General features: G+C 70.2%; 13 protein-coding genes. 3 read left to right on the top strand and 10 right to left on the bottom strand.

The window, feature by feature from the left end; genetic code table 11:
- Positions 1-596, top strand: a 596-nt coding sequence (gene upp, locus QZV72_RS04095; protein ID WP_297005638.1) for a uracil phosphoribosyltransferase, incomplete at its 5' end; no start/stop codon positions are given.
- A gap of 13 nt (positions 597-609) precedes the next feature.
- On the opposite strand, the gene QZV72_RS04090 is transcribed toward upp, so the two are convergent.
- Genes QZV72_RS04090 through QZV72_RS04080 form a run of 3 tightly spaced genes read right to left on the bottom strand, consistent with a single transcriptional unit; the run spans position 610 to position 4900 of the window.
- The gene (locus QZV72_RS04090; protein ID WP_297005635.1) at positions 610-2373 is read right to left on the bottom strand and encodes a glycosyltransferase family 87 protein; all 1764 of its coding nucleotides are present in this window, start codon (positions 2371-2373) and stop codon (positions 610-612) included.
- Between the two features lie 53 nt (positions 2374-2426).
- Positions 2427-4028 carry a phospho-sugar mutase gene (locus tag QZV72_RS04085; RefSeq protein WP_297005633.1) on the bottom strand — a complete coding sequence of 534 codons (1602 nt, stop codon included), beginning with the start codon at positions 4026-4028 and terminating at the stop codon, positions 2427-2429.
- On the bottom strand, positions 4025-4900 hold the full coding sequence (locus QZV72_RS04080) for a purine-nucleoside phosphorylase (RefSeq protein WP_297005630.1): 876 nt from the start codon (positions 4898-4900) through the stop codon (positions 4025-4027). Before QZV72_RS04080 ends, QZV72_RS04085 begins: the two co-directional genes overlap by 4 nt.
- A 162-nt stretch (positions 4901-5062) precedes the next feature.
- Between QZV72_RS04080 and QZV72_RS04075 the strand changes: the two genes are divergently transcribed.
- Positions 5063-6193: an amidohydrolase gene (locus QZV72_RS04075; protein ID WP_297005643.1), complete on the top strand. Its 1131-nt coding sequence runs from the start codon at positions 5063-5065 to the stop codon at positions 6191-6193.
- Between the two features lie 76 nt (positions 6194-6269).
- Here the strand turns inward: QZV72_RS04075 and QZV72_RS04070 are convergent, their stop codons facing one another.
- From QZV72_RS04070 to QZV72_RS04055, 4 genes are all read right to left on the bottom strand, one after another.
- Positions 6270-6926 (bottom strand): DUF1707 domain-containing protein, encoded by a 657-nt coding sequence (locus QZV72_RS04070; protein ID WP_297005627.1) that lies wholly within the window; start codon positions 6924-6926, stop codon positions 6270-6272.
- Between the two features lie 39 nt (positions 6927-6965).
- Positions 6966-8546, bottom strand: coding sequence for a glycerol kinase GlpK (gene glpK / locus QZV72_RS04065; protein ID WP_297005625.1), 1581 nt, complete (start codon positions 8544-8546; stop codon positions 6966-6968).
- A gap of 16 nt (positions 8547-8562) precedes the next feature.
- Positions 8563-10347, bottom strand: a complete 1785-nt coding sequence (locus QZV72_RS04060; RefSeq protein WP_297005623.1) for a biotin carboxylase N-terminal domain-containing protein — start codon at positions 10345-10347, stop codon at positions 8563-8565.
- Positions 10348-10556: 209 nt separating this feature from the next.
- Complete coding sequence (locus QZV72_RS04055) at positions 10557-11384, bottom strand: sulfurtransferase (RefSeq protein ID WP_297005619.1); 828 nt, start codon at positions 11382-11384, stop codon at positions 10557-10559.
- A 265-nt stretch (positions 11385-11649) separates the two neighbouring features.
- Between QZV72_RS04055 and QZV72_RS04050 the strand changes: the two genes are divergently transcribed.
- Positions 11650-12765: a Cj0069 family protein gene (locus QZV72_RS04050; protein ID WP_297005640.1), complete on the top strand. Its 1116-nt coding sequence runs from the start codon at positions 11650-11652 to the stop codon at positions 12763-12765.
- On the opposite strand, the gene QZV72_RS04045 is transcribed toward QZV72_RS04050, so the two are convergent.
- From QZV72_RS04045 to QZV72_RS04035, 3 genes are read right to left on the bottom strand one after another with little or no spacing between them, the layout of a single operon-like run.
- Positions 12762-13421: a nucleoside triphosphate pyrophosphatase gene (locus QZV72_RS04045; RefSeq protein WP_297005616.1), complete on the bottom strand. Its 660-nt coding sequence runs from the start codon at positions 13419-13421 to the stop codon at positions 12762-12764. The genes QZV72_RS04050 and QZV72_RS04045 overlap by 4 nt on opposite strands.
- Positions 13414-13668: an acetyl-CoA carboxylase subunit gene (locus QZV72_RS04040; protein WP_297005613.1), complete on the bottom strand. Its 255-nt coding sequence runs from the start codon at positions 13666-13668 to the stop codon at positions 13414-13416. The genes QZV72_RS04045 and QZV72_RS04040 overlap by 8 nt, the downstream gene beginning before the upstream one ends.
- Before the next feature lie 17 nt (positions 13669-13685).
- Positions 13686-15278, bottom strand: coding sequence for an acyl-CoA carboxylase subunit beta (locus tag QZV72_RS04035; protein ID WP_297005610.1), 1593 nt, complete (start codon positions 15276-15278; stop codon positions 13686-13688).
- Positions 15279-15478 lie beyond the last annotated feature (200 nt).

The following is a 15478-nucleotide window of genomic DNA, read 5'->3' as shown; positions in this document are numbered from 1 at the left end:
TGCGAGACGCCCGGACCGACAACGCCGCGTTCCGCGCGGCGCTCGCCGACCTGGGGATGATGCTGGTCTACGAGGCCTCCCGGTCACTGCCGGTCGAGACCTTCGACGTGCAGACCCCCGTCGCTGTTGCGGAGGGACGCCGCCTGCAGGACCCGCCGATCATCGTGCCGATCATCCGTGCCGGGCTCGGCATTGTCTACCCGGCACTGTCGATGATCCCGGACGCCCAGGTCGGTTTCATCGGCATGGCACGCGACGAGCAGACCCATGAGCCGGTGCCGTACCTGGAGGCCCTGCCGGAGGACCTCACCGGCCGCACGGTGTTCCTCGTCGACCCGATGCTGGCCACGGGAGGCTCCCTGCTGCACGCCCTGCGGTTGCTGGCGGGCCGGGGCGCCACGGACATCACCGTGGTGTGCATGGTTTCGGCGGTGCCGGGGGTCGCCGCGGTCCGGGATTCCGGTCTTCCCGTCGGACGCCTCATCACGGCGACGATCGACCCGGGCCTCAACGGGGACGCCTACATCGTTCCCGGCCTGGGTGACGCCGGTGACCGTCTCTACGGGCCGCGCAACATCGATCTCGCGGGGATGTGACCGGGGCCGGGGCCTACTCCGGCCCCGCCTGCGCGTCGACGCAGGAGTCGGGCACCGTCTCCAGGATGCCGGAGACGCTGAACTGGCCGGTCAGGACGTAGCGTCCCGGCTCGCCGAAACGGACCGTGGTCCAGTTCTCGTCATCGGTGGGGGACAGGCAGGCGGTCACCGGGTCAGCGGCCGCGGTGGTGGTTGACGCCGGTGACCGGTCCGGGGGCGGCGGTGTCGCCGACGGGGTGGCGGGGGCGCTGCCCGGTACCAGTGTGGCGGTGAGATAGCGGTTGGGGCGGATCCTGATCAGGTGATCCGTCCCCACCGCGTCCGCGGGGACCTCCACCGTCATCTCTGAGGGGGAGGACTCCAGCAGCCTCAGCGGGGCCGGCACGATCGGTGTCGGTTTCTCGACCGCGTAGAGGGTCCAGTCATCATTGCCCCAGACCCGCGACAGGTACGGCAGGCCGTCGTCGACGAGCTGCCCCTCGGGCCGCTGCTGCAGGATGGGCTCAGCGGCCACCGCCACGAAAGCGACCGAGTTGTCGGCCAGCCAGTCACGGTAGCTCGCCGCGGTCAGGGCGTCCTTCTCGAAGAAGACCGGGTTGTAACGCATGTCCGACTGGTTCTCCCAGCCCCGCGCCAGCGGGGCGGAATCGGTGAGCAGGTACGACCCCGCATGGGTGTCGGTGTCCACCAGCTCCACACGGTGATTCTCGATCCGGCCGTCGTCGGCGAGCTGGTCGAGCTGCGCGGTCAGTGGGGCGTAGAGGGTCTCCGGGGCGGTGCCGTCGGTGACCGACACCTGGTCGTAGAGGGCGTAGAAGAGACTGTAGACCAGTGCCGGTGAGAGCAGCAGGGCAAGGAGTCGGGGGGACTTCAACGACCAGTACAGCACCACGCACGGCAGCACGAAGAGAAAGAACCGGCCGAGGTTGGAGCCGACGCCCGTCGGAACGATGAACAGCACGGTGGCCACCACCACGGCCAACGGGGCGATCCACCGGGCCGGGGCGTGGTGCGTCGCCAGTGGACTGTCCAGTGCGGCGACCGCACCGGCTCCGATGACCAGGTACCACAGGAAACTCGTCAGCGGGTAGGGCTGCTGGCCCGGCGCACCGAAGAGCAGGTAGGGAAGTGCGACACCGAGCGCCGCACCGCCGACGGCCCACCACATCCGGGCGCTCCGGTAGCGGCGCGGGACAAGGAACGGAACGAGGACCATCCCGACGAAGGCAGGCACCAGGGCACTGGCCAGGCCGGAGACCACCAGCAGTACCGCACCGACGACCGGCCGTCGACGCTGGAACAGCCACAGGGCGAGCATCGCGATCGCCGCACCCGTCGCGAAGGTGACCCGGCCGGAGAACATGTTCAGCACCGCCGACAATGCGACCGCCCAGGTCATCAGGGTGGGGTGTGCGGCGGTGCGGGACACCGGATACGCCAGCGCGGAGACGACGACGGTGGACAGGCACAGCAGGAGCAGGGACCCGAACCAGGATGTCAGCGTCGGAACGATCAACGAGTAGCTGCCCGGGGCGACGCCGCCGAACCAGTCGAACCAGTAGCTCACACCCACCCCGGCCCGATGCGCCGACTCGCGGGCGAGTGCGGCCTGCAGGTCACGCATCGGCGGGTCGATGACCCACAGCAGCACCGCCGCGAGGATCGACAGAACCAGCGGGAGCCACGGGATCCACGGCCAGCGCGGGCGGGGACGCCGGGCCCGGGAATCCCGGTCATCACGGGTGGGGCGCGTCGACGACGCGGGATTTCCGGCCAACGGGTCTCCTGTCTCTGGGCCCACGTCGGTGGGCCTCGGCTGGTCTGTCGGTCCTACTGTCCGTCCTCTTCGGCGAGTCGCCGCACGGTGTCGGTGAGCGTCACGAGCGCGGACTCCACGATCGCAGCGTCCGGCACCGCATCCGGTACGGCACCCGTTTCGGCGGTCTCCGGTACCGGGCCGGAGACCTGGAGGTAGAACTTCGCCTTCGGCTCGGTGCCGGACGGGCGGACCACCACACGGTAGTCCAGTCCCCGGCCGTCATTCCAGACGATGCGGAAACCGGCGGCGACCCCCGCCCCTGCGTCCAGCGCAGTGACCGCAGTCGGCGCACCCTCGCCCAGATCCGCCGGCGGTTCGGCGGCCCACCGCGCGACCAGTGCGGACGCCGCCTGCGGACCACCGAGCCGCACCGCTACCTGGGCGGTGCGCACGGTACCGTAGAGGTCGTCGAGATCAGCGAGCTCGTCGCGCAGGGTGCGTCCCCGGGCCTTGAGCTCGGCAGCCCACACGGCGGCGACGAGTGCGGTCGCGATCCCGTCCTTGTCCGCGACGAGCCACGGTGCGGGGCAGGAACCGATGGCCTCCTCGTAGGCGAAGGCCAGATCGCCGTCGGCGTCGTCGGCGGCGCGGGCCAGGTGCTTGAACCCGGTGAGAGTCTCCCGGAACTCCCAGCCCGAGGCTGCGGCGATACGCGCCAGCAGACCGGACGAGACGCAGGTCGTCGCCACGACCGGTGCCGGACCGTCGGCGTCCGCTCCATGGGCGGGCACGAGACGCCGGGCCAGCAGCGGACCGGTCTCGTCGCCGCGCAGCATGCGGTAACCGCGCGGGTCACCGGGGTCGGGGATCCCGAGCATACAGCGGTCGGCGTCCGGGTCGAGAGCGATGAGCAGGTCAGGACGCTCATCGGGGCCGGAGGCGGCCGCAGCCTCCAGCAGCGCATCGCAGGCCCCCGGTTCCTCCGGGTTGGGGAAGGGGACCGTGGGGAACTCCGGGTCCGGCCAGCGCTGGGCGGCCACCGTGGCGGGGGCGGTGAACCCGGAGTCGCGGAAGACATCGTCGAGCACCGTTCCGCCCACCCCGTGCAGCGGGGTGAACAGGACGCGCAGATTCCTGCGGCCGGCCAGGACGGCGCCGTCGCCGGAACCGACGAGGCCGGACACCGCGGTGAGGTAGCCGTCGACGGCGTGGACGTCGAGGTGCACGTCCGGGGACCGGGGGATCCGCGGGGCAGGGGGTGTCACGGCGATACGCGCCTCGATCTCCCGGTCAGCGGGGCTGACGAGTTGCGACCCGCCGGCGAGGTAGAGCTTGTAGCCGTTGTCCGTCCTGGGGTTGTGGCTGGCGGTGATCTGCACCCCGGCGTCCAGGCCACGATCCCGGACCAGCCAGGCCAGCACCGGGGTCGGTGCGGGCAGCGGCAGCAGGACGACCTGGCAGCCGGCGCCGGCGAAGGTCTCCGCGGTGGCCCGGGCCATGGCGTTGGAGCCGTACCGGGCGTCGAAACCGACGGCGACCCGCGGGTTCTCCACCCCCTGCTCCTTGAGCCAGGCTGCCACCCCGGCGGTCGTCCGCGTCACGGTCGAGACGTTCATCCGGTCCTCGCCGGGGCCGACGGGGCCACGCAGGCCCGCGGTTCCGAAGGTGATCACCGTGCCGTCACCTCCTCGGAGGCGACCAGCGCGGCGAGCAACCCACCCATGTCTCCGGCGGCGGCCGCACCGGCGGCCAGCACCTCCTCATGGTCCAGTGCCTCACCGGTGACCCCGGCGGCCAGGTTGGTGACCAGGGAGATGCCCAGGACCTCCACCCCGGCGGCCCGGGCGGCGATGGTCTCGTAGACGGTTGACATACCCACCAGTCCCGCGCCACAGGTGCGCAGCATGTGGATCTCCGCGGGTGTCTCGTACTGCGGGCCCGGCATCATGGCGTACACCGCCTCCCGCATCCCCGGACGCAGACCCTGCACGATCCGCCGCAACCTCGGCGAGTAGGCGTCCACCATGTTGACGAACTCCGCACCGACCAGGGGAGAACGCATCGTCATGTTGAGGTGGTCGCTGATCAGCACCGGCTCGCCGACGGTCATCCCCTCGGCCAGCCCGCCGGCGGCGTTGGTGAGCACCACGGTGCCCACCCCGGCCGCGGCGGCGGTGCGCACGGCGTGGACGGTGCGCCACAGCTCGTGACCCTCGTAGGCGTGCGTCCTACCCAGGAGAACGAGGACGCCGCGTCCCCCGATCTCCAGGCTGCGGACCGTCCCGCCGTGGCCCTCGGCGGTCGGCGGGAGGAAACCGGGCAGGTCGGACATGGGGAACTCGACGTAGTCGGCGCCCCCGCAGAGCACGTCGGCGGCGGGACGCCACCCCGATCCGAGAACCACGGCGATGTCATGGTGCCCGCGTCCGGTGCGCGCGGCGAGCGCGGTGGCGGCGTCGGCGGCCCAGGTGACGGGTTGTGCGGCAGGTTGCGGGACAGCTTCCGAAACGGTTTCTGGGACGGTTTCTGAGGGAGAGACAGGCATGCGGTCAAGCATAGGTCGCCCACAAGAGTGTGAGAGGAGGTGGCCAGGCGACTAGGGTGGGGAGGTCACTGTCTGTCTCGTGGAGGAGTCCTACGACCCGTGAGTACCCCCGGCGCCGTTGAAACGGCTGTCAGCACCTGGTTGGTCGACCACCACGACGAGATGATCGGCTGGCGCCGGCACCTCCATGCACGCCCCGAAATCTCCCACGACGAGGTCGAGACCACCGCGTTCATCGCGGAGAAGCTGCAGGGAGCCGGCCTCGAGCCCGTCCTGCTGCCCGGCACCGGCCTCATCGTCGACATCGGGGGAACACCCGAGCAACCGGCCGTCGCCTTCCGCGCCGACATCGACGCTCTGCCGGTCACCGAGGTCACCGGACTGGAGTTCGCGTCGAAGAATCCGGGCGTCATGCACGCCTGTGGTCATGACATCCACACCACCGTGGTGCTCTCCCTGGCCTGCGCCCTGGCGGAGTACGACCGGGAACAGGGCCTGGACCAACGGGTGCGCTGTATCTTCCAGCCGGCGGAGGAGGTCCTCGACGGTGGGGCCACCGACGTCATCCGCGCCGGGGCACTGCAGGGTGTGAGCCACATCTTCGCCGTGCACGCCGAGCCGAAACTGCGGGCGGGGCAGGTCGGGGTGCGCGCCGGGGCCATCACCTCGGCCACCGACGTCGTCGAGATCATCGTGAAGGGCCCGGGCGGGCACACCTCACGGCCGCACCTCACCGCGGACGCCGTCTACGCCGCCGGACTGCTGATCACCGGGCTGCCCGGACTGCTGTCGCGACGGGTCGATCCGCGCACCGGAACCGTCCTGACGTTCGGCGCGGTCCACGGCGGGGCGGCGTTCAACGCGATGCCGCAGGAGGTCACGCTGCTGGGGACGCTGCGCACCGGCAGTCCGCTGGTGTGGCGTCAGCTCGGCGAACTGTTCCCGGAGCTGGTCAACCAGGTGCTGGCCCCGACCGGGGCGGTTGCGGAGATCCGGCACACCAAGGGTGTCCCACCGGTGACCAACGACGATGCCTGCACCGCCCTGATGGCCCAGGCAGTCAAGGAGATGGACCCGCACGCGCTGCAGGAGGCGCCGCAGTCCTCCGGTGGCGAGGACTTCAGCTGGTACCTGGAGCATGTGCCGGGGTCGATGGCCCGGCTGGGCGCATGGAACGGCAAGGGGGAGAAGGCCGACCTGCACCAGGCCGACATCATCTTCGACGAGGCGTGCCTGCCGGTGGGCGTGCGCCTGTTCGCCGGGGTGCTGGAGCAGTTCCGGAACCTGGGGTAGGTGATCGCCACCACAACCCGGCACGGGTCCGGCGAACCCGGCAGTCCTCGTGATCCGTGCCGGGTTGTGGCGGGTCTCACCTCCGCCTCCGCCACTGCTCCCAGCCGTTGTTCACCGTGCGGCCGGCCCTGCCCATCGCGCGGTGCGCCAGGTCGAGGGCGTCGGTGGTGATCTCGGTCTGCTTGAGCTTGCGCTGTGCCTTCTTCTCCTCCAGCTGGAACTGGTGGGCCTGACGCATCTTCCTCACCCGGGCCCGCTCCAGCGCCTGCGGTGAGGGCACGTACCAGGAGTCGGGCCCGACCTTCATCACGTACAGCAGGATCGCCACCACGGCGATCACCGCCACCGGAACGATCGACGCCGCATTGTCGAGTAACGCCGCCACCGCGACACCCGCGATCCCGGTCAACGCCATGACCCCGGCCCGCGGATTCGCCCCACGGCGGTGCTGTTCGGCGATCTCGGCGGCGGAGTACACCGTCATGTCTGTCCCGGGGGAGGACGCCGGGTCACTCTGCGTCCCGGGCAGCACCGGCAGGTCAAGGAACTGTTCGTCGACCTGGCCCCTCGTCATCGCCCCGGCGATCACCCGGCACCGCTCGTCGTACTCGGTGACGCTGAGACGGCCGTCGGCGAAGTGCACCCCGAGCAGGCTGATGGCGTGGTCGCGGTCGGCGTCCCCGATACGGACACGGTCGTTCCGGGATGCGGCACCTCGGCGGGGGTCATTCATGGTGCCCCAGTCTAGTCGCAGGAAGGGAGGGAACCGGATCTACGCCCAGCCGACGGAGCGCTCCACGGCCCTGTTCCACAGCGCGAAGGCCGCGTCCCGCTCCACCTCCGACGCGTTCGGCATGTAGGTCTCCCGCTCCTGCCACAGCGAACGGATCTCCGCGACACCCGAGAAGAACCCGACCGCCAGGCCGGCGGCGTACGCCGCGCCCAGCGCCGTCGTCTCGGCGACCTCCGGCACCGTCACCGGCACACCCAGCTGATCAGCCTGGAACTGCATGAGCAGGGAATTCACCACCATGCCACCGTCCGCCCGCAGTCGGGTCAGCGGCACACCGGCATCCGCGTTCATCGCCGCGACGACCTCCCGGGTCTGGAAGGCCGTGGCCTCCAGCGCCGCACGCGAGATGTGCGCCTTCGTGACGTACCTGGTCAGACCGACGATCACACCGCGGGCGTCCGGCACCCAGCGTGGGGCGAGCAACCCGGAGAACGCGGGGACCACCACACACCCGCCGTTGTCGTCCACCGACCGGGCCAGGGCCTCGATGTGGGAGGAGTCCGAGAAGAAGCCGAGGTTGTCGCGCAGCCACTGCACCAGCGACCCGGTCACCGCCACCGACCCCTCCAGGGCGTACACCGCCGGGGCGTCCCCCAGCTGGTAGGCGACCGTGGTGATCAGGCCGTGCGCCGAGGTCTTCGGCTCCGTACCCGTGTTGAGCAGCAGGAAGTTGCCGGTACCGTAGGTGCACTTCGCCTCGCCGGGCTCGGTGCACGCCTGGCCGAACGTCGCGGCCTGCTGGTCGCCGAGAATGCCCGCGATGGGGACGCCGTGCACCGGGCCGGAGCGCCGCACCTTGTCGATGACCTCCGAGGAACTGATGATCTCCGGCAGCAGGGACATCGGGATCCCCAACAGCGAGCACAGCTCCGGATCCCACTGTCGGGTCCGGATGTCCATCAGCATGGTGCGTGAGGCGTTGGTCACGTCGGTGACGTGGCGGGCCTGCGGCCGACCACCCCGGGTGGCGCGTCCCGAGTGCCGGGTGGCGCGGGTCAGCTCCCAGATGATCCAGGAGTCCATGGTTCCCACGGCGAGTTCGCCGCGCTCGGCGCGTTCGCGGACACCCGGGATGTTGTCCAGGATCCACCGGATCTTCGGCCCGGCGAAGTAGGTCGAGACCGGCAGCCCGGTCCGGTCCCGGAACAGCTCCCCGGCGCCGGACGCCTCCAGTTCCTCACACACCGGGGTGGTGCGCGTGTCCTGCCAGACGATGGCGTTGTAGACCGGCTCACCGGTCTCCCGGTCCCAGATGACCGTGGTCTCACGCTGGTTGGTGATGCCCAGTGCGGCGATGTCCTCGGTGCCGATGTCCGCTCTCGCGACCGCGTCGGCGATGACGCGGCGGGCATTGAGCCGGATCTCCTCCGGGTCATGCTCCACCCAGCCCGGTCGGGGGAAGATCTGCCGGTGCTCCAGCTGGCTCACCGACACGACGGCGCCCCGGGCGTCGAAGACGATCGCCCGGGTCGAGGTAGTGCCCTGGTCGAGTGCCAGGATGAACCCCTTGCCGGAGCCGCCGGACCCGGGGTGACGGAAACGCGAGAACAGGTCGGCCATCAGAGGTTCCCCCGGGTCACACCAGCTGCAGCATCAGCTGCGACTTCTTGACACCGTCACCGGCGGCGACGGCCAACCCCGTCACGGTGCCGGCCTTGTGCGCCTTCACCGCGTTCTCCATCTTCATGGCCTCCAGGACCAGCACGGGGTCCCCTTCTGCGACCTCCGCGCCCTCCTCCACGAGGACAGTCACCACGGTGCCCTGCATCGGGGCGAGCACATCATCCCCGGAGGCTGCGGCGGAGGTGGCGCCACCGGACGTGCGCGGTGCGCGACGCGCCCCACCGCCGGTGCCGATGAGGTCACCGGGCACCGAAACCTCCAGCCGTCGGCCGTCGACCTCGACGGCGATGGTGCGCGGCGGGACGGTGTCCTCCCCGGTCGTGTCACCCGCGAACGGGGGAATCGTGTTGTCCCACTCCTCTTCGATCCACCGGGTGTAGACGGTGAAGGACCGGGGCGTCACCGCCTCCGGGGCGGTGAGCTCCGGGGCGAACGCGGGGTCGACGACCACGGCACGGTGGAAGGGGAGCACCGTCGGAAGTCCCTCCACCGTGTACTCGTCGAGGGCGCGGGCGGCACGCTGCAGTGCCTGCGCCCGGTTCTCACCGGTGACGATGAGCTTGGCGAGCATCGAGTCGAACTGGCCTCCGATGACGCAGCCCTGCTCCACACCCGAGTCCACACGGACGCCCGGGCCGGCGGGCTCACGGTAGGCGGTGAGCGTACCGGGGGAGGGCATGAAGCCTGTGGCCGCGTCCTCCCCGTTGACCCGGAACTCGATGGCGTGGCCGTGAATCTCAGGGTCGGTGGTGCGGGACAGTTCGCGGCCCTCGGCGATGCGGAACTGCTCGCGGACCAGGTCCCACCCGGTGACCTGCTCGGTGACCGGGTGCTCGACCTGCAGACGGGTGTTGACCTCCAGGAAGGAGATCAGTCCGTCCGCGCCGACAAGGTACTCGACCGTCCCGGCACCATGGTAGCCGGCCTCGCGCATGATAGCCTTCGCGGACTCCCGCAGCCGCGAGTCCTGTTCGGCGGTGAGGAACGGTGCCGGCGCCTCCTCCACGAGCTTCTGGAAACGGCGCTGCAGTGAGCAGTCACGGGTCGAGGCGACGACGACATTGCCGTGGGTGTCGGCGACGACCTGGCACTCCACGTGGCGCGCCCGGTCGAGGTAACGCTCCACAAAGCACTCGCCGCGGCCGAAGGCTTTCTCGGCCTCACGTGTGGCGGACTCGAACAGGGTCGGGATCTCCTCGATGGTGTGGGCGACCTTCATACCCCGCCCGCCACCGCCGAAAGCGGCCTTCACGGCGACCGGCAGACCGTAGGCGGTGGCGAAGTCGACGATCTCCTGCGCATCGGTCACCGGTTCGGGGGTGCCGGGAGCCATGGGGGCGTCGACCTTCTCGGCGTAGCGGCGGGCGGTGACCTTGTCCCCGAGCTCACGGATGGCGCGGGGCGAGGGACCGATCCAGATCAGCCCGGCGTCCTCCACGGCCTGCGCGAAGTCGGCGTTCTCGGAGAGGAAGCCGTATCCGGGGTGGACGGCGTCGGCACCGGAGCGGACGGCGGCGTCGATGATCGTCACGATATCGAGGTAGGTTTCGGCGGCGGTCTCACCGCCGAGGGCGAAGGCCTCGTCCGCCATACGTACGAAGGGGGCGGTGGCGTCCGGTCCGGCGTAGACGGCGACGGTGGCGATGCCCTCGTCACGCGCGGCCCGGATGATGCGGACCGCGATCTCGCCGCGGTTGGCGATCAGGACCTTGCTGATCTTCCGGTGTTCTGCCGGCACGTGCTCTCCTCTACTTGTACTTCACTCGTGGCTGCGGGCCGTCGCCGCTGTACCGTCGCTGTACCGTCGCGGTACCGACGGCGGGAACCGTTCGACGCTACTACGGAATCCACCGTAGTTTCCAGCCCCGGCGTTACAGCCGTGAGATCACCGCGAAGTCTGCGCCCCAAAGGGGGCGGTTCCGCCGCCGGTCCGCCGTCAGACCGGGGTCAGTCAGCAGCGACCGGCATGCGGACCATGTTCCCCCACTCCGCCCAGGACCCGTCGTAGCAGCGCACGGCGTCCCTCCCGAGCAGGTGGTGCAGTACGAACCACAGGTGGGCACCGCGCTCACCGGTCTGACAGTAGGTCGCGACCGGGGAACCCTCGTCGAGGCAGGCGAAGGCGTCCTCCAGCTCCTCACGGGAGTGGAACCGGCCGTTCGGACGGATCGTGGCGGACGGGGACACGTTCACCGCCCCGGGGATGTGGCCTGCGGCGTACTCCGGGGCGGCCCGCAGATCAAGGAGCTGCAGATCCTCGGCACCGAGCCGGTCGGCGAGGATCTCGTCGACGAAGATGCGGTGGGTCACATCGTCGCGTTCGACGACGGGGTACCCGCGGGTCGGCCCGGGTGGTGCGTCGTAGGAGGTCTCACGCTCCTCCTGCATCCACGCCTCACGACCGCCGTCGAGCAGCCGGACGTCGGGGTGGCCGAAGAGCTCGAAGACCCAGAGGGCGTAGGACGCCCACAGGTTCGTCTCGTCACCGTAGATCACGACCGTATCCTCACGGGTGATGCCTTTGTCGTCCATGAGACGGGCGAAGGCCTCGCCGTCGAGGAAGTCACGGCACACCGGGGCACCGAGGTCATCGTGAAGATCGATGCGGATGGCGGTCGGCAGATGGCCGATGTTGTACAGGATGCTGTCGGAGTCCGACTCGACGACCTTGAGCCCGGACCCGCCGAGCTTCGCGCCCAGCCAGGAACTCGTGACGAGTCGTTCCGGGTGGGCGTACTGCTGCAGCGAGGGGGTGGGGTCATACTCGATTCCCATGGGTGCGGGTACCGCCTTTCATGTCTGCTGGACATTCTAACGGTGGCCGGGTTCCGACGTTCCCTGCGGTCGGCCCGCCAGTTGTTCGCCGAAGGTTCACGGGCGTGTTCCCGGCAGGTCGCCGCCGCGGTCATCCCGCTGCGTAGCGTCCGGTCCGGCGACAACCGGCGGGGCATCCGCCGACCGCACTGAACCAGTCAGGGAGCCAGCCGTGAACACCAGCAGCACCCACCGCAGCACCGACCACCGGGCCCTGCACCGGGCCCTGCACCGGGCCATCGTCATCTTCGAGACCGAGGGTGGCAACGACAAGGACTTCACCGGCCACCGCCGGGACACCATGCCGATCGTCGAGGCGGTCCGCGACCTCGGCTGGACCTGCGAGGTCGTCTATTTCCGCCCGGACTGGGCGGAGGAGATCCACTACTACGTCTCCCGCAACTTCGACGCCTACATCTCACGGGTCAACCCCGGCACCGTCCCCGGCGGTGAGGTCGCCTACCTCGCCCTTCTCGACCAACTCGCCATGGACGGCCTGGTCGGCATGCCCACCCCCGCCGACATGCTCGCCTTCGGTGCGAAGGACGCGCTGGTCGCGCTCGTGGACACCCCACTCGTCCCGTCGGACACCGCCGCCTACTACGACGTCGACACCTTCCACCGTTCCTTCCCGACCTCCCTCTCCTTCGGCGAGCGTGTGCTCAAACAGAACCGCGGTTCGGCAGGCTCCGGCATCTGGCGGGTGAGGATCGGGGATGACGCCGTCCGCGACGCCGTCGTCCCCGGCACCGCGCTGCCCCCGGACACCCTGCTGCGGTGCACCGAGGCCGTCGACAACCACACCGAGGTGAAGCGGCTCGACGAGTTCATGGACTTCTGCGACCGCTACATCCTCGGCGACAACGGCATGCTCGTGGACATGCGCTTCATGCCGCGCATCATCGAAGGGGAGATCCGGATCCTGCTGGTCGGCGACGAACCGGTGTTCGTGGTCCACAAGAAGCCCGCCGCCGGCGGCGACAACTTCTCCGCCACCCTGTTCTCCGGGGCGACCTACACCTATGACGCCCCGTCGGCCTGGCCGGAGCTGGTGGAGATGTTCACCCTGGCACGTCCGGTCATCGCCGAGAAGCTCGCCACCGGATCGGGTGCCGGGGAAGTGCCGCTGCTGTGGACGGCGGACTTCATGCCGGACACCGCCGCAGACGGCTCCGACACCTACGTCCTCGGCGAGATCAACTGCTCCTGCGTGGGCTTCACCTCCGAGCTGGACATGGGGATCCAGGAGAAGGTCGCCGCTGAGGCGGTGCGCCGAGTCCTCGCCCGGTCCGCCGACGCCGCGTCGGGCACGGAACAGGTCGCCGGGCCCACCACGGTCTAGCGCTCCCAGAGATCCGAGACCGCGAGCCCGTAGCCCTCGACCGCACGGCGCAGCAGTGGCAGTGACAGGCCCACCACACTTGACGGATCCCCCTCGATCCGGTCGATGAACCAGCCGCCGAGGGCCTCCAGCGTGAATGCCCCGGCGCACTCCAGCGGTTCGCCGGTGGCGGCGTAGGCGGCGATGTCACGGTCGGTGGCGTCCGCGAAATGCACCACCGTCTCACTCACCGCGGTGGTCACCGGGGCGAAGACGCCCGGGAACAGGTCCACCGGACTCGAGCGGGTGAACGCGTGCCCGGTGACCAGCGTCGCCGGGCGTCCGCGCTGGGCGCGCCACCGTTCCACCGTGCGCTCCACGGTGTGCGGCTTTCCCTGGAGTTCACCGTCCAGCAGCAGCATCGAGTCCCCGGCGACGACCACGGCACCGTCCGGCACCGCACCGGCGAACCGGTCGATGACCGCGTTCGCCTTGGCCGCGGCGAGACAGGTCACGATCTCCGCCGGCGAGGGGTCCGCCACGCGGGTGCGCAGTTCCGCGACGACGTCGTCCTCCGCGACATCCGGTACGAGCACCAACGGCTCGATCCCCGCGGAGCGCAGGATCGACAGACGCGACGGGGAGGAGGACGCGAGGACGAGCCGCGGGTCAGCCACGGAAACCCGCCGGGCTGAAGACCGTCTGCCACCGGGTGTCCGCACCCGGCAGGCCCCAGGCTCCGCGGGGGTGCCGCCGCACACTGTCGCGCGGGTCGGTGTATCTCGTCGCCGTGTCCGCGACCACGACACCCAGCGCCTCGGCCACCGCTGCGGTGAGCAGCGCCGCCTCGGGGTCGTCTGCATCGGTTCCGGCGGGAAGACCGTGTACCACGGTCACCGGGATCTGTGTGGTCTCCTGCGTCATGGTGTCCTTTCCGCCGGTCACAGCGGCAGATTGTCGTGCTTGCGGACCGGGGCGGGAACGACCTTGCGCTCCAGCAGGGCCAGGCCGTCAGCGAGGCGGGAGCGGGTCTCCGACGGGGCGATGACCGCGTCGACGTACCCGCGTGACGCCGCGGCGTAGGGGGTGATCAGGGAATCCTCGATCTCCTCGGTGAGCTGGGCGCGCAGTGCGTCGACGTCCTTGCGTTTGCGGGCGGCCTTGGCCAGTGTGTCCGCGTGGACGGCCGTGACGGTGTTCGCGGCGTCCGCGTGGGAGATCTGCGCACTCGGCCAGGCGAGCACCAGGTCGGCGCCCATGTTCTTCGAGCCCATGGCGATGTACGCGGAGCCGAAGGCCTTACGCACCACCACGGTGAGCACCCCGACGGACGCGTCGGCGACCGCCGAGAACAGAGGGGCCGAGCGGCGCAGCAGGCCGGCGCGTTCCTCCTCCGCACCCGGCATGAAACCCGGGGAGTCGACCACGAAGACCAGTGGAATGTTGAAGGCGTCGCACATCCTCACGAAGCGGGCGGCTTTCGCGGCGGCGGCGGCGTCGAGTGCACCGGCCAGTACGAGCGGCTGACTGGCGACCACGCCGACCCCGCGCCCCGCGATGCGGGCGAAGGCGGTGAGCACATTGCCGGCGTGGTCGGCGGAGAGCTCCAGCAGACTGCCCGGGTCGACGACACCGGTGAGGACGTCGAGCATGTCGTAGCCGACGAGCGGGGAATCGGGGATGAGGGCGTCCAGTCCGTCGACGTCGACGTCGCTGGTGGTCGGCTCCGCCGGCGGGGTCAGCGCCCGGTTGTTCGACGGCAGCTGGGCGAGTACGTCCCTGACCAGGCCAATGGCAGCGTCGTCGGTGGCGGCGGTGAGGTGGGAGGTCCCGTTGGACGCCAGGACCTCGACTCCGCCGAGTTCGTCGGCGCCGACCTCTTCACCGAGGACGCTGCGGGTGAGCTCCGGGTCGGTGAGGTAGAGGTGCGCGCCCTCGACGGCGATGACCACGTCTGCCAGTACCGGCTGATGGGCCTCGGTGCCGGCGGTCGGACCGGCGATGACGGAGATCTGCGGGACGACACCGGACAGACGGGACCGCAGCCGGTAGAGTTTCGCGGCGGTGCCGAGGGAGACGATGCCCTCCTTCACCCGGGCGCCGGTCGAGTCGTGGATGCCGATGAGCGGGACCCCGGTACGTTCGGCGAGCTCCATGACCTTGATGAGTTTCTCGCCGTGGGTTTCGCCGACCGTCCCGTCGAAGACCGTCGCGTCCTGGGAGAAGACGCACACCTGTCGACCCTCGACGGTGCCGTAGCCGGTGACGACACCGTCGGTGACCGGGCGGGTGCGGTCGAGGTTGAAGGAACTCGAGCGGTGGCGGGCCAGCGCGTCGATCTCCACGAAGGAACCCTCGTCGAGCAGGGCGTCCACCCGCTCCCGGGCGGTGAGCCGGTGGGCGTCGTGGACGGCGGCGACGGCGTCCTCTCCGGCGGGGGCCAGTGTCTCGGCGAGCCGGTTGCGCAGGTCCTGCAGCTTGCCGGAGGTGGTCGACAGGTCGGCCTCGGGCATGGTGGAGGTGGGAACAGTCATGGAGGACAGTCTAAGCGTTATCCTCGGGAGACATGAACGCCACTCCCGAGACACCCGCCGCCTCCCGCGACCCCGTCGACCCCGACCGGGTCGCGGCGATCCTGCACGCCGCCGGTGTCCACCGGTTCACCGTGGAGCATGTGGGGTCCACCGGGTCGACGAACGCGGATCTCGCGGGCCGGACCGGAACAGGCCCCGGA

The organism is uncultured Corynebacterium sp. (assembly GCF_902782855.1).
Lineage (GTDB): Bacteria > Actinomycetota > Actinomycetes > Mycobacteriales > Mycobacteriaceae > Corynebacterium.
The sequence above is the reverse complement of the archived record's forward strand: the minus strand, read 5'-3'. Positions and strand labels throughout refer to the sequence as shown.

What these genes read in the sequence shown, in the direction of transcription:
- QZV72_RS04075 (WP_297005643.1), top strand. Translation starts at nt 5,063, where the DNA reads ATGATCGGCTGGCGCCGGCACCTCCATGCACGCCCCGAAATCTCCCAC.
- QZV72_RS04035 (WP_297005610.1), bottom strand. Translation starts at nt 15,278, where the DNA reads ATGACTGTTCCCACCTCCACCATGCCCGAGGCCGACCTGTCGACCACC.
- QZV72_RS04040 (WP_297005613.1), bottom strand. Translation starts at nt 13,668, where the DNA reads ATGACGCAGGAGACCACACAGATCCCGGTGACCGTGGTACACGGTCTT.
- glpK (WP_297005625.1), bottom strand. Translation starts at nt 8,546, where the DNA reads ATGGCCGACCTGTTCTCGCGTTTCCGTCACCCCGGGTCCGGCGGCTCC.
- QZV72_RS04080 (WP_297005630.1), bottom strand. Translation starts at nt 4,900, where the DNA reads ATGCCTGTCTCTCCCTCAGAAACCGTCCCAGAAACCGTTTCGGAAGCT.
- QZV72_RS04070 (WP_297005627.1), bottom strand. Translation starts at nt 6,926, where the DNA reads ATGAATGACCCCCGCCGAGGTGCCGCATCCCGGAACGACCGTGTCCGT.
- QZV72_RS04055 (WP_297005619.1), bottom strand. Translation starts at nt 11,384, where the DNA reads ATGGGAATCGAGTATGACCCCACCCCCTCGCTGCAGCAGTACGCCCAC.